This is a genomic window from Pseudomonas sp. TH37, assembly GCF_016650735.1.
GTDB lineage: Bacteria > Pseudomonadota > Gammaproteobacteria > Pseudomonadales > Pseudomonadaceae > Aquipseudomonas > Aquipseudomonas farris.
In genome coordinates, this window is sequence record NZ_JAEKFD010000005.1 from 276,214 (window position 1) to 292,299 (window position 16,086).

18 protein-coding genes are annotated in these 16,086 nt (G+C 55.0%); 12 read left to right on the forward strand and 6 right to left on the reverse strand.

The window, feature by feature from the left end:
- The first annotated feature begins 62 nt into the window (after nucleotides 1-62).
- Entirely contained in the window at nucleotides 63-992 is a 930-nt protein-coding gene (gene tagQ, locus JFU11_RS15630) for a type VI secretion system-associated lipoprotein TagQ (RefSeq protein WP_123720183.1), read from the forward strand.
- 72 nt (nucleotides 993-1,064) lie between these two features.
- Here the strand turns inward: tagQ and JFU11_RS28115 are convergent, their stop codons facing one another.
- From JFU11_RS28115 to JFU11_RS15660, 6 genes are all read right to left on the reverse strand, one after another.
- Nucleotides 1,065-1,238 (reverse strand): contractile injection system protein, VgrG/Pvc8 family, encoded by a 174-nt coding sequence (locus tag JFU11_RS28115; protein WP_201121328.1) that lies wholly within the window; start codon nucleotides 1,236-1,238, stop codon nucleotides 1,065-1,067.
- Between the two features lie 39 nt (nucleotides 1,239-1,277).
- The gene (locus JFU11_RS28120) at nucleotides 1,278-1,511 is read right to left on the reverse strand and encodes a DUF2388 domain-containing protein (RefSeq protein ID WP_201061188.1); all 234 of its coding nucleotides are present in this window, start codon (nucleotides 1,509-1,511) and stop codon (nucleotides 1,278-1,280) included.
- Nucleotides 1,512-1,782: 271 nt separating this feature from the next.
- Nucleotides 1,783-4,119 (reverse strand): lipase family protein, encoded by a 2,337-nt coding sequence (locus JFU11_RS15645; protein WP_201061189.1) that lies wholly within the window; start codon nucleotides 4,117-4,119, stop codon nucleotides 1,783-1,785.
- Entirely contained in the window at nucleotides 4,116-4,907 is a 792-nt protein-coding gene (locus tag JFU11_RS15650) for a hypothetical protein (protein ID WP_201061190.1), read from the reverse strand. The genes JFU11_RS15645 and JFU11_RS15650 overlap by 4 nt, the downstream gene beginning before the upstream one ends.
- The gene (locus JFU11_RS15655) at nucleotides 4,904-5,752 is read right to left on the reverse strand and encodes a DUF4123 domain-containing protein (protein ID WP_201061191.1); all 849 of its coding nucleotides are present in this window, start codon (nucleotides 5,750-5,752) and stop codon (nucleotides 4,904-4,906) included. The genes JFU11_RS15650 and JFU11_RS15655 overlap by 4 nt, the downstream gene beginning before the upstream one ends.
- The gene (locus JFU11_RS15660) at nucleotides 5,749-7,776 is read right to left on the reverse strand and encodes a type VI secretion system tip protein VgrG (RefSeq protein ID WP_123720187.1); all 2,028 of its coding nucleotides are present in this window, start codon (nucleotides 7,774-7,776) and stop codon (nucleotides 5,749-5,751) included. The genes JFU11_RS15655 and JFU11_RS15660 overlap by 4 nt, the downstream gene beginning before the upstream one ends.
- Before the next feature lie 726 nt (nucleotides 7,777-8,502).
- On the opposite strand from JFU11_RS15660, the gene tssA reads away from it, so the two are divergent.
- The 11 genes from tssA to JFU11_RS15715 all read left to right on the forward strand — a co-directional run bounded on the left by tssA (nucleotide 8,503) and on the right by JFU11_RS15715 (nucleotide 16,075).
- The gene (gene tssA, locus JFU11_RS15665; RefSeq protein ID WP_201061192.1) at nucleotides 8,503-10,059 is read left to right on the forward strand and encodes a type VI secretion system protein TssA; all 1,557 of its coding nucleotides are present in this window, start codon (nucleotides 8,503-8,505) and stop codon (nucleotides 10,057-10,059) included.
- A 32-nt stretch (nucleotides 10,060-10,091) separates the two neighbouring features.
- Nucleotides 10,092-10,607: a type VI secretion system contractile sheath small subunit gene (tssB, locus tag JFU11_RS15670; RefSeq protein WP_052967823.1), complete on the forward strand. Its 516-nt coding sequence runs from the start codon at nucleotides 10,092-10,094 to the stop codon at nucleotides 10,605-10,607.
- 28 nt (nucleotides 10,608-10,635) lie between these two features.
- A complete protein-coding gene (tssC, locus tag JFU11_RS15675; RefSeq protein WP_017341541.1) occupies nucleotides 10,636-12,111 on the forward strand; it encodes a type VI secretion system contractile sheath large subunit in 1,476 nt (491 codons plus the stop codon).
- Between the two features lie 14 nt (nucleotides 12,112-12,125).
- Nucleotides 12,126-12,533: a type VI secretion system baseplate subunit TssE gene (gene tssE / locus JFU11_RS15680; protein ID WP_123720189.1), complete on the forward strand. Its 408-nt coding sequence runs from the start codon at nucleotides 12,126-12,128 to the stop codon at nucleotides 12,531-12,533.
- Nucleotides 12,534-12,543: 10 nt separating this feature from the next.
- Nucleotides 12,544-13,068, forward strand: a complete 525-nt coding sequence (locus JFU11_RS15685) for a PAAR domain-containing protein (RefSeq protein ID WP_201061193.1) — start codon at nucleotides 12,544-12,546, stop codon at nucleotides 13,066-13,068.
- A gap of 63 nt (nucleotides 13,069-13,131) precedes the next feature.
- Nucleotides 13,132-14,070 (forward strand): DUF6402 family protein, encoded by a 939-nt coding sequence (locus tag JFU11_RS15690; RefSeq protein ID WP_201061195.1) that lies wholly within the window; start codon nucleotides 13,132-13,134, stop codon nucleotides 14,068-14,070.
- The gene (locus tag JFU11_RS15695; RefSeq protein ID WP_201061197.1) at nucleotides 14,070-14,483 is read left to right on the forward strand and encodes a hypothetical protein; all 414 of its coding nucleotides are present in this window, start codon (nucleotides 14,070-14,072) and stop codon (nucleotides 14,481-14,483) included. The genes JFU11_RS15690 and JFU11_RS15695 overlap by 1 nt, the downstream gene beginning before the upstream one ends.
- Entirely contained in the window at nucleotides 14,461-14,961 is a 501-nt protein-coding gene (locus tag JFU11_RS15700; protein ID WP_201061199.1) for a hypothetical protein, read from the forward strand. The genes JFU11_RS15695 and JFU11_RS15700 overlap by 23 nt, the downstream gene beginning before the upstream one ends.
- Before the next feature lie 23 nt (nucleotides 14,962-14,984).
- The gene (locus tag JFU11_RS15705) at nucleotides 14,985-15,185 is read left to right on the forward strand and encodes a hypothetical protein (RefSeq protein WP_201061201.1); all 201 of its coding nucleotides are present in this window, start codon (nucleotides 14,985-14,987) and stop codon (nucleotides 15,183-15,185) included.
- The gene (locus JFU11_RS15710) at nucleotides 15,182-15,604 is read left to right on the forward strand and encodes a hypothetical protein (protein WP_201061203.1); all 423 of its coding nucleotides are present in this window, start codon (nucleotides 15,182-15,184) and stop codon (nucleotides 15,602-15,604) included. Before JFU11_RS15705 ends, JFU11_RS15710 begins: the two co-directional genes overlap by 4 nt.
- A gap of 72 nt (nucleotides 15,605-15,676) precedes the next feature.
- Entirely contained in the window at nucleotides 15,677-16,075 is a 399-nt protein-coding gene (locus tag JFU11_RS15715; protein WP_201061204.1) for a hypothetical protein, read from the forward strand.
- Nucleotides 16,076-16,086: the final 11 nt, after the last annotated feature.

The window sequence follows — 16,086 nt, forward strand, 5'->3', positions numbered from 1 at the left end:
GGAAGGGACTCAGGCGGCGGTGGGCCGTGCTGAGCTGGTCAAACTTAAAAGAGAACACAACTATGCTTTCCTCCCGTAAACCTTTTGCTTCGCTTTCCAAGCGTCACTTGCTGCTGATGGCCGTTGGCTTCAGCACCGTACTGACCGGTTGCGCCACGTCGCCGACCTCCAAGGTCGCCTCGAGCACCAAGGTCGAGTACTACCCAAACTGCTACGAGCCGGTGCAGCACCTGCGTGCCACTGATTCGAACATGACTAAGTCGGTCGTCACCGGCGCGGCCGTCGGCGCTGTCGGTGGTGCACTGCTGGGCGCCCTGACCGACTCCGAGAACCGTGGCCGCAACGCCGCTATCGGTGCAGCGGGCGGTGCCCTGGCGGGCGGCGCGGCCGGTTACTACACCGAGCGCCAGAAGCAGATCGCCGATGACAACCAGCGCATCGCGTCCTACGCCTCCGACGTCAACAAAAGCGCCGCTGACATCGACCGCAGCACCGCGTACGCCAAGACTTCGCAGCAGTGCTACCAGAACGCGTTCACCAAACTGGTCGCCGACCGCAAGGCCAAGACCGTCAACGACACCGAAGGCCGCAAGCGCCTGGCAGAAATCGTCGCGGGTCTCAAAGAGTCCAACGACCTGATCGTCGCGGTTAACGGTAAAGCCAGCGAAGACCTGAACAACTACACCCAGGCCTATGAAAAAGACCTGCAGCAAGTAGGCGTGCAGCGCACTGACGTGGTCACTGTGGCAACCGCCGACACCACGCCGGTCGTGGCGCCGACCAAGAGCAAAAAAGCGGTGAAACCGGCGAAAAAACCGGTGCTGCCAACCGTGCCGAAAGAAGCGGTCACCACCGAGAAAACCCTGCAGACCGCACAAGCCAAACAGGCGGAAAGCAAGCAAGTCGCCAGCGCGGGCAACACTCAGGTCAACAGCATGTGCAAGAACCCGGACCTGGGTGACTGGGCACCGGTACCTTGCCCGAATGCTTGATTAAGTATCTGTAGGTCTTTGATCATTCCCACGCTCTGCGTGGGAGTGATCTGTACTGGCTACACCTTGGCGCTATGCGCCGCCATCGTATTTATTCTCCTTGATTTGCGGCACCGTCAGATTCTGGAAAACCCGATGATCGTGACTGAATTGCAAGTAGTGCAGCACAGGCACCAGGGTCAAGTGATAACGGGTCAGGCGTATTCCAGATTCACTCGCGACCACGTTTTCTATTCGGCCATGAATACCTTCACCGTTAAGCCCGAATTGGAGGAACTTGGTTGTTCATCCATAGGAAGCTAATACCATGTGGGCAAACTCTTTCTTGCTTGGCTGAAGATCAGCGTGCTGCTCCAAGTGCGCGCGCCATGCAGATTCAAGCATGGGTCCATCAAGATCGCCGTCGGTAGCGAGATAGGCGGCGGCATCGTCTTTCACTGCCTGAATGTAGAGTTTGGAGAAGCCATCCTTGATGTCGTTCGTTGTCGTAATAAACGGTCCGACCGTTGTGATGAGCAACCCGTATCCAGTGAATGACGAGGGGGTATAAGTAGGCTCAGCCCGAACTGAGTCGCTACCTACGGGTATGATCATGGCCCCACATAAGCTCCCGAAGGCCAGAGTCCATTTTTTATTGCGCCGAGTAGTCATGATCTGGTTGAACTCCCTGTCTGTGGCCGCCCAAAGCGTGAGCGCGCTGCCATAAGCGACGTGCCGCACCGACTCAACATTGAGAGTGCTTGTGTTTAAGTGGCGGCAACGTTGGCACTTTTGTTGATTCGGGCAAGGGCTACACAATCGAATCAATATCTAAATGGAACGGCGTACCCACCACATAACCTCCCGTGATTGCTGCAATAGCCGCTTCATTGTCTTCGGGGGAGGATGGAATCATCGCCAGTTGTTCCCGGGCGATATTTTCCGGATGAGCGTTCCACCGAAGCAGACTGCCCTGCACCCACTCGGGTTGATCGGCGTAGCTGCCATAAACATCAGCCGCGGTGATCGTCCGCTTGTGCAGCGCCAGCAAGCGGGTCTTGGTTTGGTTGATCTGTTCGACTTCTTTTTCAAGATCCCTTATCGCTTGGGCATTTCGCTGGGGGTTGGCATGAGCACGGGAGAGCTTTTCGATTTTCGCTTTGAGTGCACGTAGTTGTCCTGAGACGTTTGTCAGGGTGTCGCTGACCCATTGGAATTCAGTCAAAGTCACCAGCGAGCGTCTTTTTTCCAGCGCTTCCTGCCAGCGGCGCAGGCTGGCCCAGCATCCGGGAATGTAACTGTCGACCATCGAGTGATGGCCGTTATCTATCACCTGCCGCAGAAATGAGTCGCGCTCGGGCAATCCATCAATCTGTCGCAGTGCTTCAGCGCAACCATGATCGTTGATCGTGCTGCAACCCGGTTCCCAAAGGATGGAGGAGCTGTGACCTTCGCCGAATACCACCGGCATGAAATGATGTAACTGGCCGTGATGCCCATACGGGTCACCCAGGAAATTCATGATCCCGCCTATAAAAAACGCCAAACCACCCACCGGGTGAAGGGCAAGTGCCGCCCCATGGGTGGCATACATCGGAACGCGGTTGGACGGCGTGTTCATCCAGGTGGAAGGAACACTCGGTACGGGGTCGTTGTGGAAGACGATGCGATGGTGGTTCAGCGGTTTTGCAGCTTCGATAAAGGTTGAGTCGGCGGCGCGGGGAGCGCCATAGGTGTAAAGCACGATGTCCGGTTGATACCGTTTATTACGTCGCAGCATCTCAGCCAGTATCAGCGCCACCGCACCACCCAGGCTGTGCCCGGCGATTACCAGCTTTTGCCCGCTGTAGAATTTTTCCATGTAGTCCACGACAAATCTGTAGGCCACTTTGGCAGCTCTATAGAAGCCGTTGTGTACTTTTCCATCCCCTTGTTCGAAAGGCACCTGGTAGGCATCCGCATCAAGCCAGGCATCGGGTCCTATCTCACTTGTTCCCCTCACACTTACCAATATCAACTCGTCGTGATGGCAGATGAAGGCTTGGGTGTCGGTCTTGTTTACTTTGTTGCGATCATCGAGGAAGTTCACGTTCGCCGGGTGTTCCTGCGCATCGCCCAATTCCGGATCGTTGACCTCGGGGTACAACTGCGGGTCGAACGGCACCAGCTCCAGACGTTTGGAGTAAGGCACCTCTTCGTACATTGGGTAATACTTTGCAGTCTGGCCGGCATCGACTTGCCATATCTCATCAAATTGCGGCAGGGCATGACCGAACCAGTTGCCGCTGCTGGGCCGCAGTGGAAATGTCACGCTATCCGTTTCGACGGGCTGGGTATTCGGGTCTTGACCAAAGTCGGTGTAACTCAACGTCGACATCAGTGACAGTTGATAGAGGTTGAGAGCGCAAAACTCGTTGCCTGTCGACAACATCGGCCGTAGCGCCCTCATCGGCCGCACTTCCAGTACATGATGTTTGTTTGGTAATAAGGCAATGCCTTTTGACTTGGGCGGCGGCGGGGCGAACCCTAGTTCGAAGATGCCAATGTCCGCCGGAGTGATGACAGCGCCCATTCCTCCATCCGTGGCATCTTTATTCTGAGGCGTGAATGATCTGGTTTTTGCTGGCTGGCGGAACAACATGTGTAACATCGTGTTGGGTGGGGCGTTGCGCGAGGCCAAGGGCGGCAAATGCGCAACGTACTTGACCAGTTCGCTCACTTCAACCTGGTAATAGGCATCGGGATCAGCGAGGTCCTTCGCTGGATTTGCCAGAGTGCGTACGCCTGATTTGTCGAAAAAGCGGGTTTTTTCGGCGCGCACTTGTAGTTCGGTAATGGGGAGTGGGTAATGCTTCCGGCGAACTAATTCGCTGTAATCATCATTAAGTCCTCGATATTCGTCGTTCAGTTTGAGCAACACCGGGCCACAGAAGTGGTTTTCCACTTTGGCAGAGCCGGTGGCGTCCAGTCTTCCGGTGTAAACGGTGTCTTCGTAGTCGGTAACTTCGTAAGTCAAACCGGAGTAGGCCTTGCCATCACCGAACTCGTCGACTAGCTGAAAACTTGTCGAGTGGCCACGCAATGGGCAAGCGTGGATGTTGCCTTTCATAAATGGAATATCGCTCGCAGCCAAAGATTCGACGCTCATGGGGTTTCCTCCTTGTTTTCCGTGCAGCCTGGGTAAATGGTGCAGATCCGTTCATCCACCATCCTGAAGGTGCTGAAATCCTTGTGATTGCCGTAACAAAACGCATGCTGGTCTTCGAAACCTTTGCCCATGCAGCGCTTCCAGCCGTCAGGCATCTTCACCCATGTGTCACCCATATAAGGCTCCTCCTCATGGGCCAAGGTGATCTTTAGCTTCACGATTTTCCCTGGTAGCTGATCAAGGGTATAAGCCGTGAAGGGACGACTTTTCGCGACGTTTCCCTGCGCATCGGTTTTTTTGCAGTAGAGGATTTTTATGAGGTAACGCTTGGGGCCGACTGTGCGGAAAAACCACTGACACTCGCCTGAAAACTCACCTATGCCAGCAGCGTTGAGCGTGCCTTTATTCCGATCCAATAACTCTGAGCGCACGGCAATTACGGCATAGTCAGAGCTTCTATCACTGAGTTCCGGGCCAAAGATGCCCGTGATCCTGATCTCCACTCGATTCAATGCCACCAGGCAGTTTTCAACTGTCCTGTACAGCTCGATCTCAGAAGTTGTTTCGTATTCCATGTCGAGTTTGTTGAAGCCGAGCTGAGCATTTCTCCCTCCCGCGAGGGTGCACGTTTGCCCTTTGGCTGGCAGGTAGATCGCCTTCAGTTCGTACTTGAAATCAGGTGGAAAATCGGGAGTGAAGGTGAAGCTGTCCGACTTGCCGAGCGCGGAACAACCCACTGTCAGGGAGAGGCAGCTGCCGAGGGTCAGGCTTTGACAGATCTGTTTCATACAGGCGCATTTCCCTGCCAATAAAGCACTTGCTCATATACCCGCTCAAAATGCGCCGCTGGGTCCTCTTCCGGCTTCGGTTGCCATGTCTTGGGCGGCAGGTAACCCGGCGCCTTCAAGCACTGAGTCAGCAAAAAATGCACCTGCTCCGGTTGCTGCCAGCCCCACAAACGGGCCAATTGAATCAAGCCCCACAACCAGTCATCCACATCGCGCTCTGTGGCGAGGGCAGCCAAGGCTTCGGTGTGCTCACGGATCAGGTAGCGGCGCGTGTTATCGAACTGCACGTTCGCGTAGACAATCTCCGGCGTCGGGGTTTTCAGCCACGCCGGTTCGAGCGGTAGTGGGTGTTCCCCGGGGTCAGGGTTGTCCGTGACCGTCCATTGCTCTGCGTGCCAGTAACAGACGCTGGCGATCGGCCCAAGGTATTCGGCACGCTGCTCAGGTTGCAGATAGGTCAGGGCACGCCCCAGTACGCGGTTATCGTGGAAGCGATACACCGCTTGATTCGGCCGCTCACCGACTACCAGCCGGTCGCGCCAGTGAGTGACCAACGCATCAAGGTCAAAGTTGGTGGCGCTCGCCAGCCAGCCCCAATGACGCTCTGGAGTGTCGAGCAGTGCCTGGATGGGCGGATGTTTGACGGTGCCAATATGGAAAAGAACAGGGCCTGCTTGCGCCATTGAATTAGCTGCCGTGCCCACATACAAATTACGGTACTGATCGGCTCCCAGTTCCTTGGCCAACGCCATGCGCTCGTCGAGCTGATCGTCAGTGTCGAGCATCAGATAGAGATCCCGCCCGGATCGCGATTGCTCGTGTAGCCATTGTTCAAGCGTACTCATGCGACTTCTCCAATGTTGCATTGGCCAGCAAGACAGGCCTCACAAAGCGGGCAGTAGTCCGCCGCCTGCTGGCGGGCGCCGGTGACGATAGACAGTGGGCTGGCGATGACGGGATTCGGATTGCTGGGCACAGCCTGAAGCGCCTGTAGCGGCTGAATACCCGCCAGTGGCGCACCACCCTCGACAATGGCCACGCTGCTGAAAATCCCGCCGGCGTTGATGACGATGTGATGACCACCTGCCTTGAGCGTCAGGCTCATGCCGGCATCGATCACCACGTTGGCAGCGGTGACATGCGCCTGTTGCCCGGCCTGAATCACCAGCGAACCCGCGGAGGTCGTGCTGCTATTGCCGCTGATAGTGATCAGCTCATCACCGCCAATCACCGTGCTACGCACACCTTCGGTGGTGTGGAGTTCCTCGCCCTTGATCAGGCTGGTGCTGTTGTTGTCCACCTGCTCGAAGCGGTCGTTGCTGATCAAGCTGTGGCTGTCGTTGAGGATCAGTTGCTCGATGTCGCGTTGGGCGCGCAGGTAGATTTTTTCCTGCCCGGTACGGTCTTCAATCGACAGTTCGTTGTAGCCGCCATTGCGCGGCGAGCTTTGGCTGCGCAGGACCGTTCTGGTCTTATTCTCGGGCAATTGATGAGCGACAGACGTGACCTTGTTGACCACGCAACCGGTGATCAACGGTTGATCCGGATCGCCCTCCTGAAATGTCACGATCACTTCCATGCCTACGCGCGGGATGGTCACTGTCCCAAAACCTTCGCCCGCCAAACTGGATGCAACCCTTAACCAGCAACTGCTTTTTTCACTGTTGAGTTCTGCCCGATCCCAAGGAAACTCGACACGAACCCTGCCGTACTCATCGCAAAAAATTTCTTCTCCGGGCGGTCCTGTGACACGCGCGGTCTGGCAGACCAGCACAGGTTTTCGGGGAGGCATCGGTGGCCGATAAAACACGTCCCAGGGAATCGCGCTGAAGCGGTTGCGGTAGCCCTGGGTAAAGCCGTCCGCAGGTTCGGCAGCGCTGGTGAGCGACTCTTCAAGCACCTGGGGTTGTTTTCCAGCGTGAGTGACACTGAGCAGCAGCCATAGATCGTTGTACGTTTCGCGTGGGTGTTGCGTCAGGCTGAAAAAATGACCGCTGCGCAGGGTCGACTGGTCGCTTTCGCCTTCGGCCAATTGGTAATCGGTACGGTGCCGTTCCAGCGTCTGCCGGGCGAGCTGTTTACCGCGTTTTTCGCTCTCGAAAAACAGCGGGTACCGATAGTCTTCAAGCTCAGGAGTGAACTCGGCGGTGAAGCGACTTTCCAGCAAAAGATTCGGGCGTTTCAGGTCGTAGTGTCGGCGGGTGGTCGTACTGGAACGGGTGCTGAAACGCAGGGAGAATTGGCTGACCACCGGGTGCTCCGCCACCAGGCCGGAGTCTTGCTGATAAGGGGTTTCGTCCAACTTGGGGAAGCAGGTCTGGTCGTCGGTGAACACCAGCAGATGGCCTTCCCGGGAATGCTGGTGGTGCCAGGCGATGCCATCCTCGGCGCACAGCCGCTGGACAAACTCGAAGTCATTTTCCGCGTATTGAGTGCAGTACTCGCGCTCGGGACTTGTTTCGACGTTGAAGGTGAAAGCATCGGCCTGAATGCCATGCCCCTTGAAGACCTGAGCGATGATTTGCGGCACCGTCAGGAACTGAAAAATCCGTTGGTTGTGGCTGAACTGCAAGTAGTGCAGCGCGGGCACCAAGGTCAGGTAATAACGGGTCAGGCGTCTACCAGCTTCACCTATGAGCACATCTTCGATACGGCCATGAATGCCTTCACCATTGTGGCCGAACTGGAGAAACGCTGGCTGGCTGAGCAAGCTCTCCAGATCGAAATCAGGGTATTCGCTAACCAGCTCAATCTGGATCGAATACAAGGTGCTGATGGCTTCAGTGCCGTCAAAGGCCAGCACTTTGAAATCGTTGCGAACCGTTGGGATCAACAACGTGAAGTGAGCAGCATTGGCCGGGGCGAACATACGCTTATCCTTTTGCTTTTCCGTGGCTCGTCCTTAAGCCGAAAGAGGAGACAAATCGCGGTGCCCAAGCCATGCCCGGCGTGAGCAAACGCAAACTATCCAGCACGCTAACAAGAGGGCAAAAGAATGAATGTCGGACGCGTCCAGAAAGTACGTCAGAGTTTTCCGCATTTCAAAATGTTGCGTCAGCAATGCGCAAATGGCTTGCGGATACTTTTGTAGGAAGTTTGAGGCGGACTGAGTACGTATTTGGAGGGATGGGTGAAATAAAAGGTGCGATCATTTTGGTGGCGCCTTTTATTTCTTATTGTCAGTTATTGCTACGTCCATGGATGACTGTAACTTTTCGGAAAGCTCCTACATTTTTTATGTTTTATTTTTGTCATGCTGGGTTCCGTTTCAGGGCGTGAATGTCCGGTGATTATTGGCGGGGTTGATTAACCGCTCTGGCTCAATGGTTGCGGGGGTGATTCGTCGAGGGAGGAGAGGTCAAAATCGGCATCAGGGAATCCCCTGTCCCCTATAGGGTGATCTCCTACAGCAACAAAAAAGACGCAGTTTTATTGTTTGATCGGGTGCTTGCAAATGGCCATCATTGTGATTAGGATGCGCGCCTTGAAAGAGCGCGAACTCAATTGGATGAGACTCATCGCAACTCTTTGATACTGTTCGGCGCCATTTCAACTCCAATGGCCGCATGACTGTAATTCTAATTAAAGGTCACGGATGTCCTACTCAAGCAAACTTTCCGCTCATTACCTTGAACTTGCAAAAGCCTCTGTTTCAAAAGAGAATTTCGCGGGCGAGGATGTTCGTTTTTCGAGCGAATATGAAGCGTTGGAAAGCGAGCTGGGCAAAGCCCAATCCATGCACGAAAGCGGTCAGATCGACTGGCTGAAAATCCGCGAAAACAGTGAAAACCTGCTGCGCACCCAATCCAAGGATTTGCGTGTTGGCGCGTGGCTAACCTGGGCGCTGTACCAGCGAGAATCCTTCCAGGGGCTGTTGGCCGGTCTCGGTTTGTTGCATCACCTCTGTGAAAACCACTGGGCCGAGGTTCATCCGAACAAGGCCCGCACTCGCTCCGCTGCCATCAGCTGGTTGGTGCCGCGTCTTGAGCAGGTGCTGAACGAAAACGTCGCGATCAAAGAGCAGCTGCCGCTGTTCCGCCGTCTGGTCGAGCATCTGGAAGGCCTCGACTCCGCGTGCACCGAGCATCTGGGCGATGACGCGCCGTTGCTGCTGCCGATTTCCCGTCGCTTGAAAAACATGGTCCAGCGCGCCGCCGACAACCAGCCGGAGCCCGGTGTGGTGGGCGCCGCAGTGGCGCAGGTCAAGCAGGCCGCGACTCAGCTGTTCACCCCCGGCGCACCAATCGACAACGAGAAAGAAGCCCACAAGGCCCTGCGTGCCCAGCAAGAAAACGCCCGTCCGTTGTGTGCCTGGTGGCTCAAGCAGAAAGCTACCGACCTGCGCGCCCTGCGCCTCAATCGCACGCTGTTGTGGTTGCCCATCGATGCGGTGCCCGAGCGCAACGCAGAGCAGATCACCGTTCTGCGTGGCTTGCCGGCGGACAAACTCAAGGCCTATCAGGACCGCTACGACCAAGGAAAATACGCTGATCTGCTGGTAGAACTGGAGGCGAGCCTGGCGAAGGCGCCGTTCTGGTTCGATGGCCAGCGAATGGTCTGGGAATGCCTTCAGGGGCTGAACGCCGAGATGGCGATGCGCGAAGTGGAAATCCACTTCGCGCTTTTGGTTCAGCGCCTGCCCGGCATCATCGAATTGCGTTTCCATGACGGCGCGCCGTTCGCCGATCCGGCCACCCGCGCCTGGATCGGTGCCCACGTCATGCCGCACCTGCAAAGCGCCAGTGCGCCGCGCAAGATCGAAGTCGCCGATACCCAGCCGGCCTGGGAACTGGCTCTGGAGGAAGTCTTGCCGATTCTGCGCAAGGACGGCCTTAAGGCCGCCGTACAGATTCTCAAGCAAGGCCTGCAAAGTGCCCACGGCGGGCGGGTTCGATTCTTCTGGCAGTTCGCCCTCGCGCGGCTGTGTTTCATGGCCAAGAAATACGAGCTGGCCAAGACCCAACTCGAAACCCTCGACCAAACATTACAGGACTCAGGCCTGCACGCCTGGGAGCCCGATCTTGCGCTGGAAGTGCTGCATTTGCTGCATAGCTGCTGCGAGTTGCTGCCGCAGAACCATGCAGTGCGTGAACGCAAGGAAGAGATTTATCGCAGGCTGTGCCACCTCGATCTCGAAGTGGTACTCGAATAGGCCCCCGGGCCACAACCGCAAGGAGAAAAGCCATGGCCAAAGAAGGCTCGGTAGCCCCCAAGGAACGCATCAACGTCACCTTCAAACCCGCCACCGGCGGTGCTCAGGAAGAGATTGAACTGCCGCTGAAACTACTGGCAATCGGTGACTACACCCACCGCAAGGACGAACGCAAAGTCGAAGATCGCAAGCCGATCAGCATCGACAAAATGACTTTCGACGAAGTGCTGGCCAAGCAAGAGCTGAGCCTGACGCTGAGCGTGCCGAACCGTCTTCAGGAAGAAAGCGACACTGAAGAACTGGCCGTGAAACTGCGCGTCAACTCGATGAAGGACTTCAACCCGGCCTCGCTGGTCGAGCAAGTGCCTGAGCTGAAAAAACTGATGGAACTGCGCGACGCGCTGGTGGCCCTCAAAGGCCCGCTGGGTAACGCACCTGCGTTCCGCAAAGCCATCGAAGGCGTGCTCGCCGACGACGAATCCCGCGGTCGCGTACTGGGTGAGCTGGGCCTGAACGCCGCAGCCCAGGATGCCGCCCAAAACGTCTGAGCCCCTATCAGCCAAGGAAGCCAACACAATGAGCACTAGCGCAGCACAGCAAAAGAGCAACGAGAACGGCGAATACAGCATTCTCGACAGCATCATCGCCGAAACCCGCCTGACCCCGGACGACGAAGCCTACGACATCGCCAAACGCGGTGTGTCGGCGTTCATCGAAGAGCTGCTCAAGCCGCAGAACAACGGTGAGCCGGTCAAGAAGGCCATGGTCGATCGCATGATCGCCGAGATCGATGCCAAGCTCAGCCGTCAGATGGACGAAATCCTGCACCACCCGGACTTCCAGTCCCTGGAATCGTCGTGGCGTGGTCTGCAGTTGTTGGTCGATCGCACCAACTTCCGCGAAAACATCAAGATCGAAATCCTCAACGTCTCCAAAGAAGACCTGCTGGACGATTTCGAAGATTCGCCGGAAGTGATGCAGGCTGGCCTGTACAAGCACATCTACACCGCTGAATACGGTCAGTTCGGTGGTCAGCCTGTGGGCGCGATCATCGCCAACTACTTCATGTCCCCAAGCTCGCCGGACGTGAAACTGATGCAGTACGTGTCCAGCGTAGCCTGCATGTCCCACGCGCCGTTCATCGCGGCTGCCGGCCCGAAATTCTTCGGCCTGGAAAGCTTCACCGGTCTGCCGGACCTGAAAGATCTGAAAGATCACTTCGAAGGCCCGCAATTCGCCAAATGGCAGAGCTTCCGCCAGTCGGAAGACTCCCGTTACGTGGGCCTGACCGTGCCGCGTTTCTTGCTGCGTAACCCGTACGACCCGGAAGAAAACCCGGTCAAATCGTTCGTGTACAAAGAAACCGTCGCCAACAGCCACGAGCACTACCTGTGGGGCAACACTGCCTACGCGTTCGGCACCAAACTGACCGACAGCTTCGCCAAATTCCGCTGGTGCCCGAACATCATCGGCCCGCAGAGCGGTGGCGCAGTTGAAGACCTGCCGTTGCACCACTTCGAAAGCATGGGCGAAATCGAAACCAAGATTCCTACCGAGGTATTGGTTAGCGACCGTCGTGAATACGAACTGGCCGAGGAAGGCTTCATCTCCCTGACCATGCGTAAAGGCTCCGACAACGCGGCGTTCTTCTCCGCAAGCTCGGTGCAGAAGCCGAAGTTCTTCGGCATCAGCGCTGAAGGCAAGGCTGCGGAGCTGAACTACAAGCTCGGCACCCAACTGCCGTACATGATGATCGTCAACCGCCTGGCTCACTACTTGAAAGTGCTGCAGCGCGAGCAACTCGGTTCGTGGAAAGAACGCACCGACCTCGAGCTGGAACTCAACAAGTGGATCCGTCAGTACGTGGCCGACCAGGAAAACCCGAGCGCCGAAGTCCGTGGCCGTCGTCCACTGCGCGCTGCCCAGATCATCGTCAGCGATGTTGAAGGCGAGCCTGGCTGGTACCGCGTCAGCCTGAACGTGCGTCCGCACTTCAAGTACATGGGTGCAGATTTCACCCTGTCGCTGGTTGGCAAGCTGGACAAAGAGTAAGCGGAGCCTAACTCATGACTGGATACGGCAGCCTTTTCGAACGCCTGGGTGGTGACGCGGACAAACGCGTCGGCTGGAGCCGCGAGGTTTCCGCCATGGCGTCCGTGGCTGCCCATTTGGCCAAGATGCTCAGCACCCGTGCGGGCAGCGTGCAAACGCTGTCCGATTACGGGCTACCCGATCTCAATGACATGCGCCTGAGCCTGCACGACTCCCTGAGTCAGGCCCGTCTGGCCATCGAAAATTTCATCGAAGCCTACGAGCCACGCCTGAGCAATGTGCGTGTCATTTCCCTGCCGCGTGAGCACGATCAGCTTCGCCTGTCCTTCAGCATTGAAGGCTTGCTGGAAGTTGATGGTTTCAAGCGTCAGGTCAGTTTCGCCGCGCGCCTGGATGGCAGCGGTCAAGTGAAGGTCAATTAAGGAGACTCCGATGTCCGGCAAACCCGCAGCACGCGTCACCGACCCCACCGCTTGCCCGCTCCCCGGCCACGGTACCAACCCGATCGCCGCCGGTTCCGGCGACGTGTTCTTCGACGGCCTCGCGGCCGCCAGCCAAGGCGATGCCTCGGCGTGTGGTGGTGCGTTGGTTGGCGGATTGGCGACGACGGTTTTGATTAACGGGAAACCGGCGGCCACGGTGGACTCCGTTGGGACTCATGGCAACAAGGTTACGGCTGGATCCGGGACGGTGATTATCGGGAATTCGCATTCGCCGGCGCCGTTTGTGGCGCCGTTGCCGGTGGAGATTCAGTGGCCGTTTAACGAACATTTTGTGATCAATTGTCAGGACACCGGGAAGCCGTTGGCTGGAGTTGCGTACACACTAAAAACCGCTTCAGGAAAGATCGTTAACGGTATTACCAGTGCTGATGGAAAGACTCAAAAAATTTCTTCCGGTCAGGCTGAAGCTGTGGAGTTGGTGATTGAGCAACAAGCCGAAGTAATGATCGCGTAAGTATTTGGTTGTTTTTTTTAGAAGTGAGCATTGGACTCTGGGTTTTAAATTAAGGATTTTTAAATGACAGACACAGTAGTGGCATCTAGCTTGACCCCAGCGAGTAACAAAACTGGGCAGTCTACTGCTGTGCGTCATTTTAAAGTGAGCGATATTCCTGCTGCGATGGATAAGATGAAGTGGCCTGTAGCCGCGGAATTAATGCGTCACTGGTTTAAGGGTGAGCCATGGAAAAATGCCAGTGGCGGGATGGAGAAAGAAGAAAAAGAGCGTACTAGACCAGTGCCCGATCAGTACATCGAAGAAAATATAGTCAAGATGGACTGGGTGCTTAAATTTAAGAAGCCTAGTGAAACGCGTCAAGTGCTAAAAGGGGCATGGAATAACGAAAAAGCCATGCCTGAAATCCGCACAAAAATGCTACGGGCATTCGGCAAGTCTGGTCCCGGTTGTTATCCAGTGAAGTTCAATGGTAAGGGGCGTGCAGCCGAGAAGTTCGGCTATTTTAATTCGAGGTCTGTTAATTTCAGTCAGTTAGGTGGCGGTGAGTTGGATGAACTGCGTGGAGCATTGGCAAATTTCAATATGCGGGTTATCGCCGAAGGCGTTGTAAACGTCTTTGATAAGAAAATTGTATTCGTCGCGGATCGCCTGGGTTACTACGTCGAAGATAACTATGATTTTAATGACGGTGACGATTTTGTCAGCCAGCCACTCGGATATTGGAACTTTGATGGTGTCGCTGGGGTTCTCGACGCTAACGCGCAAAACATGGCAATTGACCAAGAGACCGCTGGAATCGCGCGGTCATCCATATTCGGGATGAGTGAAGCATCAGAAAGACGGTTTGTGGAAGCAGCAAACAAACGATATTTTTTTATTCAAAACAAACATTTTGTGGAGTACAAAAAGCTTCACTCCAAAGGTGGGGATTTCAGGCTTTTTTCTGATATTTTTTACGAAAGTATTGCTCCTGTTTCTATTGAACTGGTGAAGAACTGATGAGCTCAAAGAAAATAGCTTCGTTACTTTGTTTTTTGGTAGCTGCGATCAGTGTTTTTTCTGTTTCGCTGAATAGCGTGCTTGAACGCAAAGCCAGTAGTTTTGTAGTTAGTGAATCAGGTAGCTATCTAATTGAAAATGTGCCTGTTAGAGGTTTGCTCGTGCCCTTCGATGATTTGGCGTACTTGCGAATCACCGACAAAAGAGATTCGAACACAGTGTTTCGATCTCCTTTGTATTCGCGCAGCACTGTGGATATGAGTTCCCACGAGGATGATGTGATTGTGGGAATTGTCTGGATCGATTTTTACAAGCGGGATCAGCATTTTGGTATCAGGGTTCCGGACTGGAAAACGCATTGGCTCAATAGTTTTATCAGTAATACCCCATATGAAATTGTTGGGGGTGATTGAGGTGAGCGTCAGGGCGCTGGGAATGAAAAAGGGGACTGTCCTTAATATCCGTATCCGTGAGTTTTTTTTCAGGAACAAAAGTAAGATAGTTCGCGCTGCCGTCGTGTTGATTGCTTTAGTGATCTTGCTAATCGTTGTCGTTAACAAAATGCGCAACTATCCTGCCAATGTTACGAATGTCGACACTTCCGGTCGTTATATTTTGGAAAATGTACCTGTTGGCAGAATCTGGACTTTAGGGGGTATGGCCTACCTACGAGTCATCGACCGCGAAAATCCAGAAAAAACTTATCGAACTCCTTTGTATTCAACTCAGTCGCTAGATATGCGCTTGTATGAGGACGATAAATCGGTAGGAGTCTATTGGTTGTATTTCAATAAAAAAGAACAAACGTTTGATATTGCTATGCCACAGTGGGAATGGCACTGGCTGAATTTGTTTATCAGTAATACACCTTACACGCACTTGGAAAACTGACAGAAATGCTCGGGGAATATGAAATGGAAGGCTATCTGGCCGTTGTTGCCGACAGCAATTTGTTTGGCGCTTTGGCATTGCTGAGTCTTGTGCTGATTTTGACCGGGCTTCGTCGTGGATTCCGAGAGTCGCTGCTCCATCGTGCACTGACGTTCGTAGTGTTAATGACCGTCGTCGTGATGGAGCTCGCCGGTTCCTACTATGCGAATTTGAGTCCAGCATGAACACCTACGTCCGCTTTGCCATGTGCCTCGCTTTCCACGCCGCTGGATGCGTTGCTTACGCGTTCCTGAACGATGCAGTCGTCGTTGCCTATAAAGCGTTCAACGGCGGGTTCACCACGCGTGGCGTGGGAATTGGCATTGCTCATTACATGTTCATTTATATTTTTTTCGGGGTGAACCTGGTGGTCGCGCTGTTCCCGAACCTGTGGGCCAAGCTGGGCGTCCTCGCGGTAATGGTCAGTTGGATTCTGTTCACCATGGTGCCGGACAACCCGCTGCGTGCGCTCTTCTACACCGTGGCTCAGGGCGGCGTGACATTGTTGGCGATTCTGGTAACGCAGGTCATTGAGTTGCGTTGGACACAGAGAGCGTTCATTCACCGCGTTGGGCAGAGCCCATCTACAGGCGTGCGCGATTGACCAGCGCTCTCGAATATGTGTTTGCGACAGCGGTGGCGAACGATGCTTAGCAGAGGCCGCCTGAGTTTTCTGTTGATCGCCCTGTGGTGGCCGCTGCCAGTGTTGCTGGGGATTTTCTTCATCAGCTTGCTGGGCGGCTATTACACGAAAACCGACTCAACGTATTCCGAGTGGATGTATCTGCTGTGGTGGGGAATTCCTGGCTACTTGGTATTTGCGTTGTGGACGACTCGCTCCGTGATAGGGCGGGATGAAGCGCAAGCATTGCGGATGGTTTGGCTTTCACCTTTAAAACTCATCCCTTTTTATGCCGCGCCGTGGGTCATCTACGACTTGTGCCATGCGTTCAACGGGCAGTCCGAAAGTTTTTTCATGTTATTCGGCTGGGTCACGATTTTGCCTTACCTATTGGTGGCGGGCTACGTGTGTGCCGGCGTGACAGTCGCGCTCTACAGGACGGTTTTTTCGTGAGTTCCACAACC

What these genes read in the sequence shown, in the direction of transcription:
- tagQ (WP_123720183.1), top strand. Translation starts at nt 63, where the DNA reads ATGCTTTCCTCCCGTAAACCTTTTGCTTCGCTTTCCAAGCGTCACTTG.
- JFU11_RS15645 (WP_201061189.1), bottom strand. Translation starts at nt 4,119, where the DNA reads ATGAGCGTCGAATCTTTGGCTGCGAGCGATATTCCATTTATGAAAGGC.
- JFU11_RS15650 (WP_201061190.1), bottom strand. Translation starts at nt 4,907, where the DNA reads ATGAAACAGATCTGTCAAAGCCTGACCCTCGGCAGCTGCCTCTCCCTG.
- JFU11_RS15655 (WP_201061191.1), bottom strand. Translation starts at nt 5,752, where the DNA reads ATGAGTACGCTTGAACAATGGCTACACGAGCAATCGCGATCCGGGCGG.
- JFU11_RS15660 (WP_123720187.1), bottom strand. Translation starts at nt 7,776, where the DNA reads ATGTTCGCCCCGGCCAATGCTGCTCACTTCACGTTGTTGATCCCAACG.
- tssA (WP_201061192.1), top strand. Translation starts at nt 8,503, where the DNA reads ATGTCCTACTCAAGCAAACTTTCCGCTCATTACCTTGAACTTGCAAAA.
- tssB (WP_052967823.1), top strand. Translation starts at nt 10,092, where the DNA reads ATGGCCAAAGAAGGCTCGGTAGCCCCCAAGGAACGCATCAACGTCACC.
- tssC (WP_017341541.1), top strand. Translation starts at nt 10,636, where the DNA reads ATGAGCACTAGCGCAGCACAGCAAAAGAGCAACGAGAACGGCGAATAC.
- tssE (WP_123720189.1), top strand. Translation starts at nt 12,126, where the DNA reads ATGACTGGATACGGCAGCCTTTTCGAACGCCTGGGTGGTGACGCGGAC.
- JFU11_RS15685 (WP_201061193.1), top strand. Translation starts at nt 12,544, where the DNA reads ATGTCCGGCAAACCCGCAGCACGCGTCACCGACCCCACCGCTTGCCCG.
- JFU11_RS15690 (WP_201061195.1), top strand. Translation starts at nt 13,132, where the DNA reads ATGACAGACACAGTAGTGGCATCTAGCTTGACCCCAGCGAGTAACAAA.
- JFU11_RS15695 (WP_201061197.1), top strand. Translation starts at nt 14,070, where the DNA reads ATGAGCTCAAAGAAAATAGCTTCGTTACTTTGTTTTTTGGTAGCTGCG.
- JFU11_RS15700 (WP_201061199.1), top strand. Translation starts at nt 14,461, where the DNA reads ATGAAATTGTTGGGGGTGATTGAGGTGAGCGTCAGGGCGCTGGGAATG.
- JFU11_RS15705 (WP_201061201.1), top strand. Translation starts at nt 14,985, where the DNA reads ATGGAAGGCTATCTGGCCGTTGTTGCCGACAGCAATTTGTTTGGCGCT.
- JFU11_RS15710 (WP_201061203.1), top strand. Translation starts at nt 15,182, where the DNA reads ATGAACACCTACGTCCGCTTTGCCATGTGCCTCGCTTTCCACGCCGCT.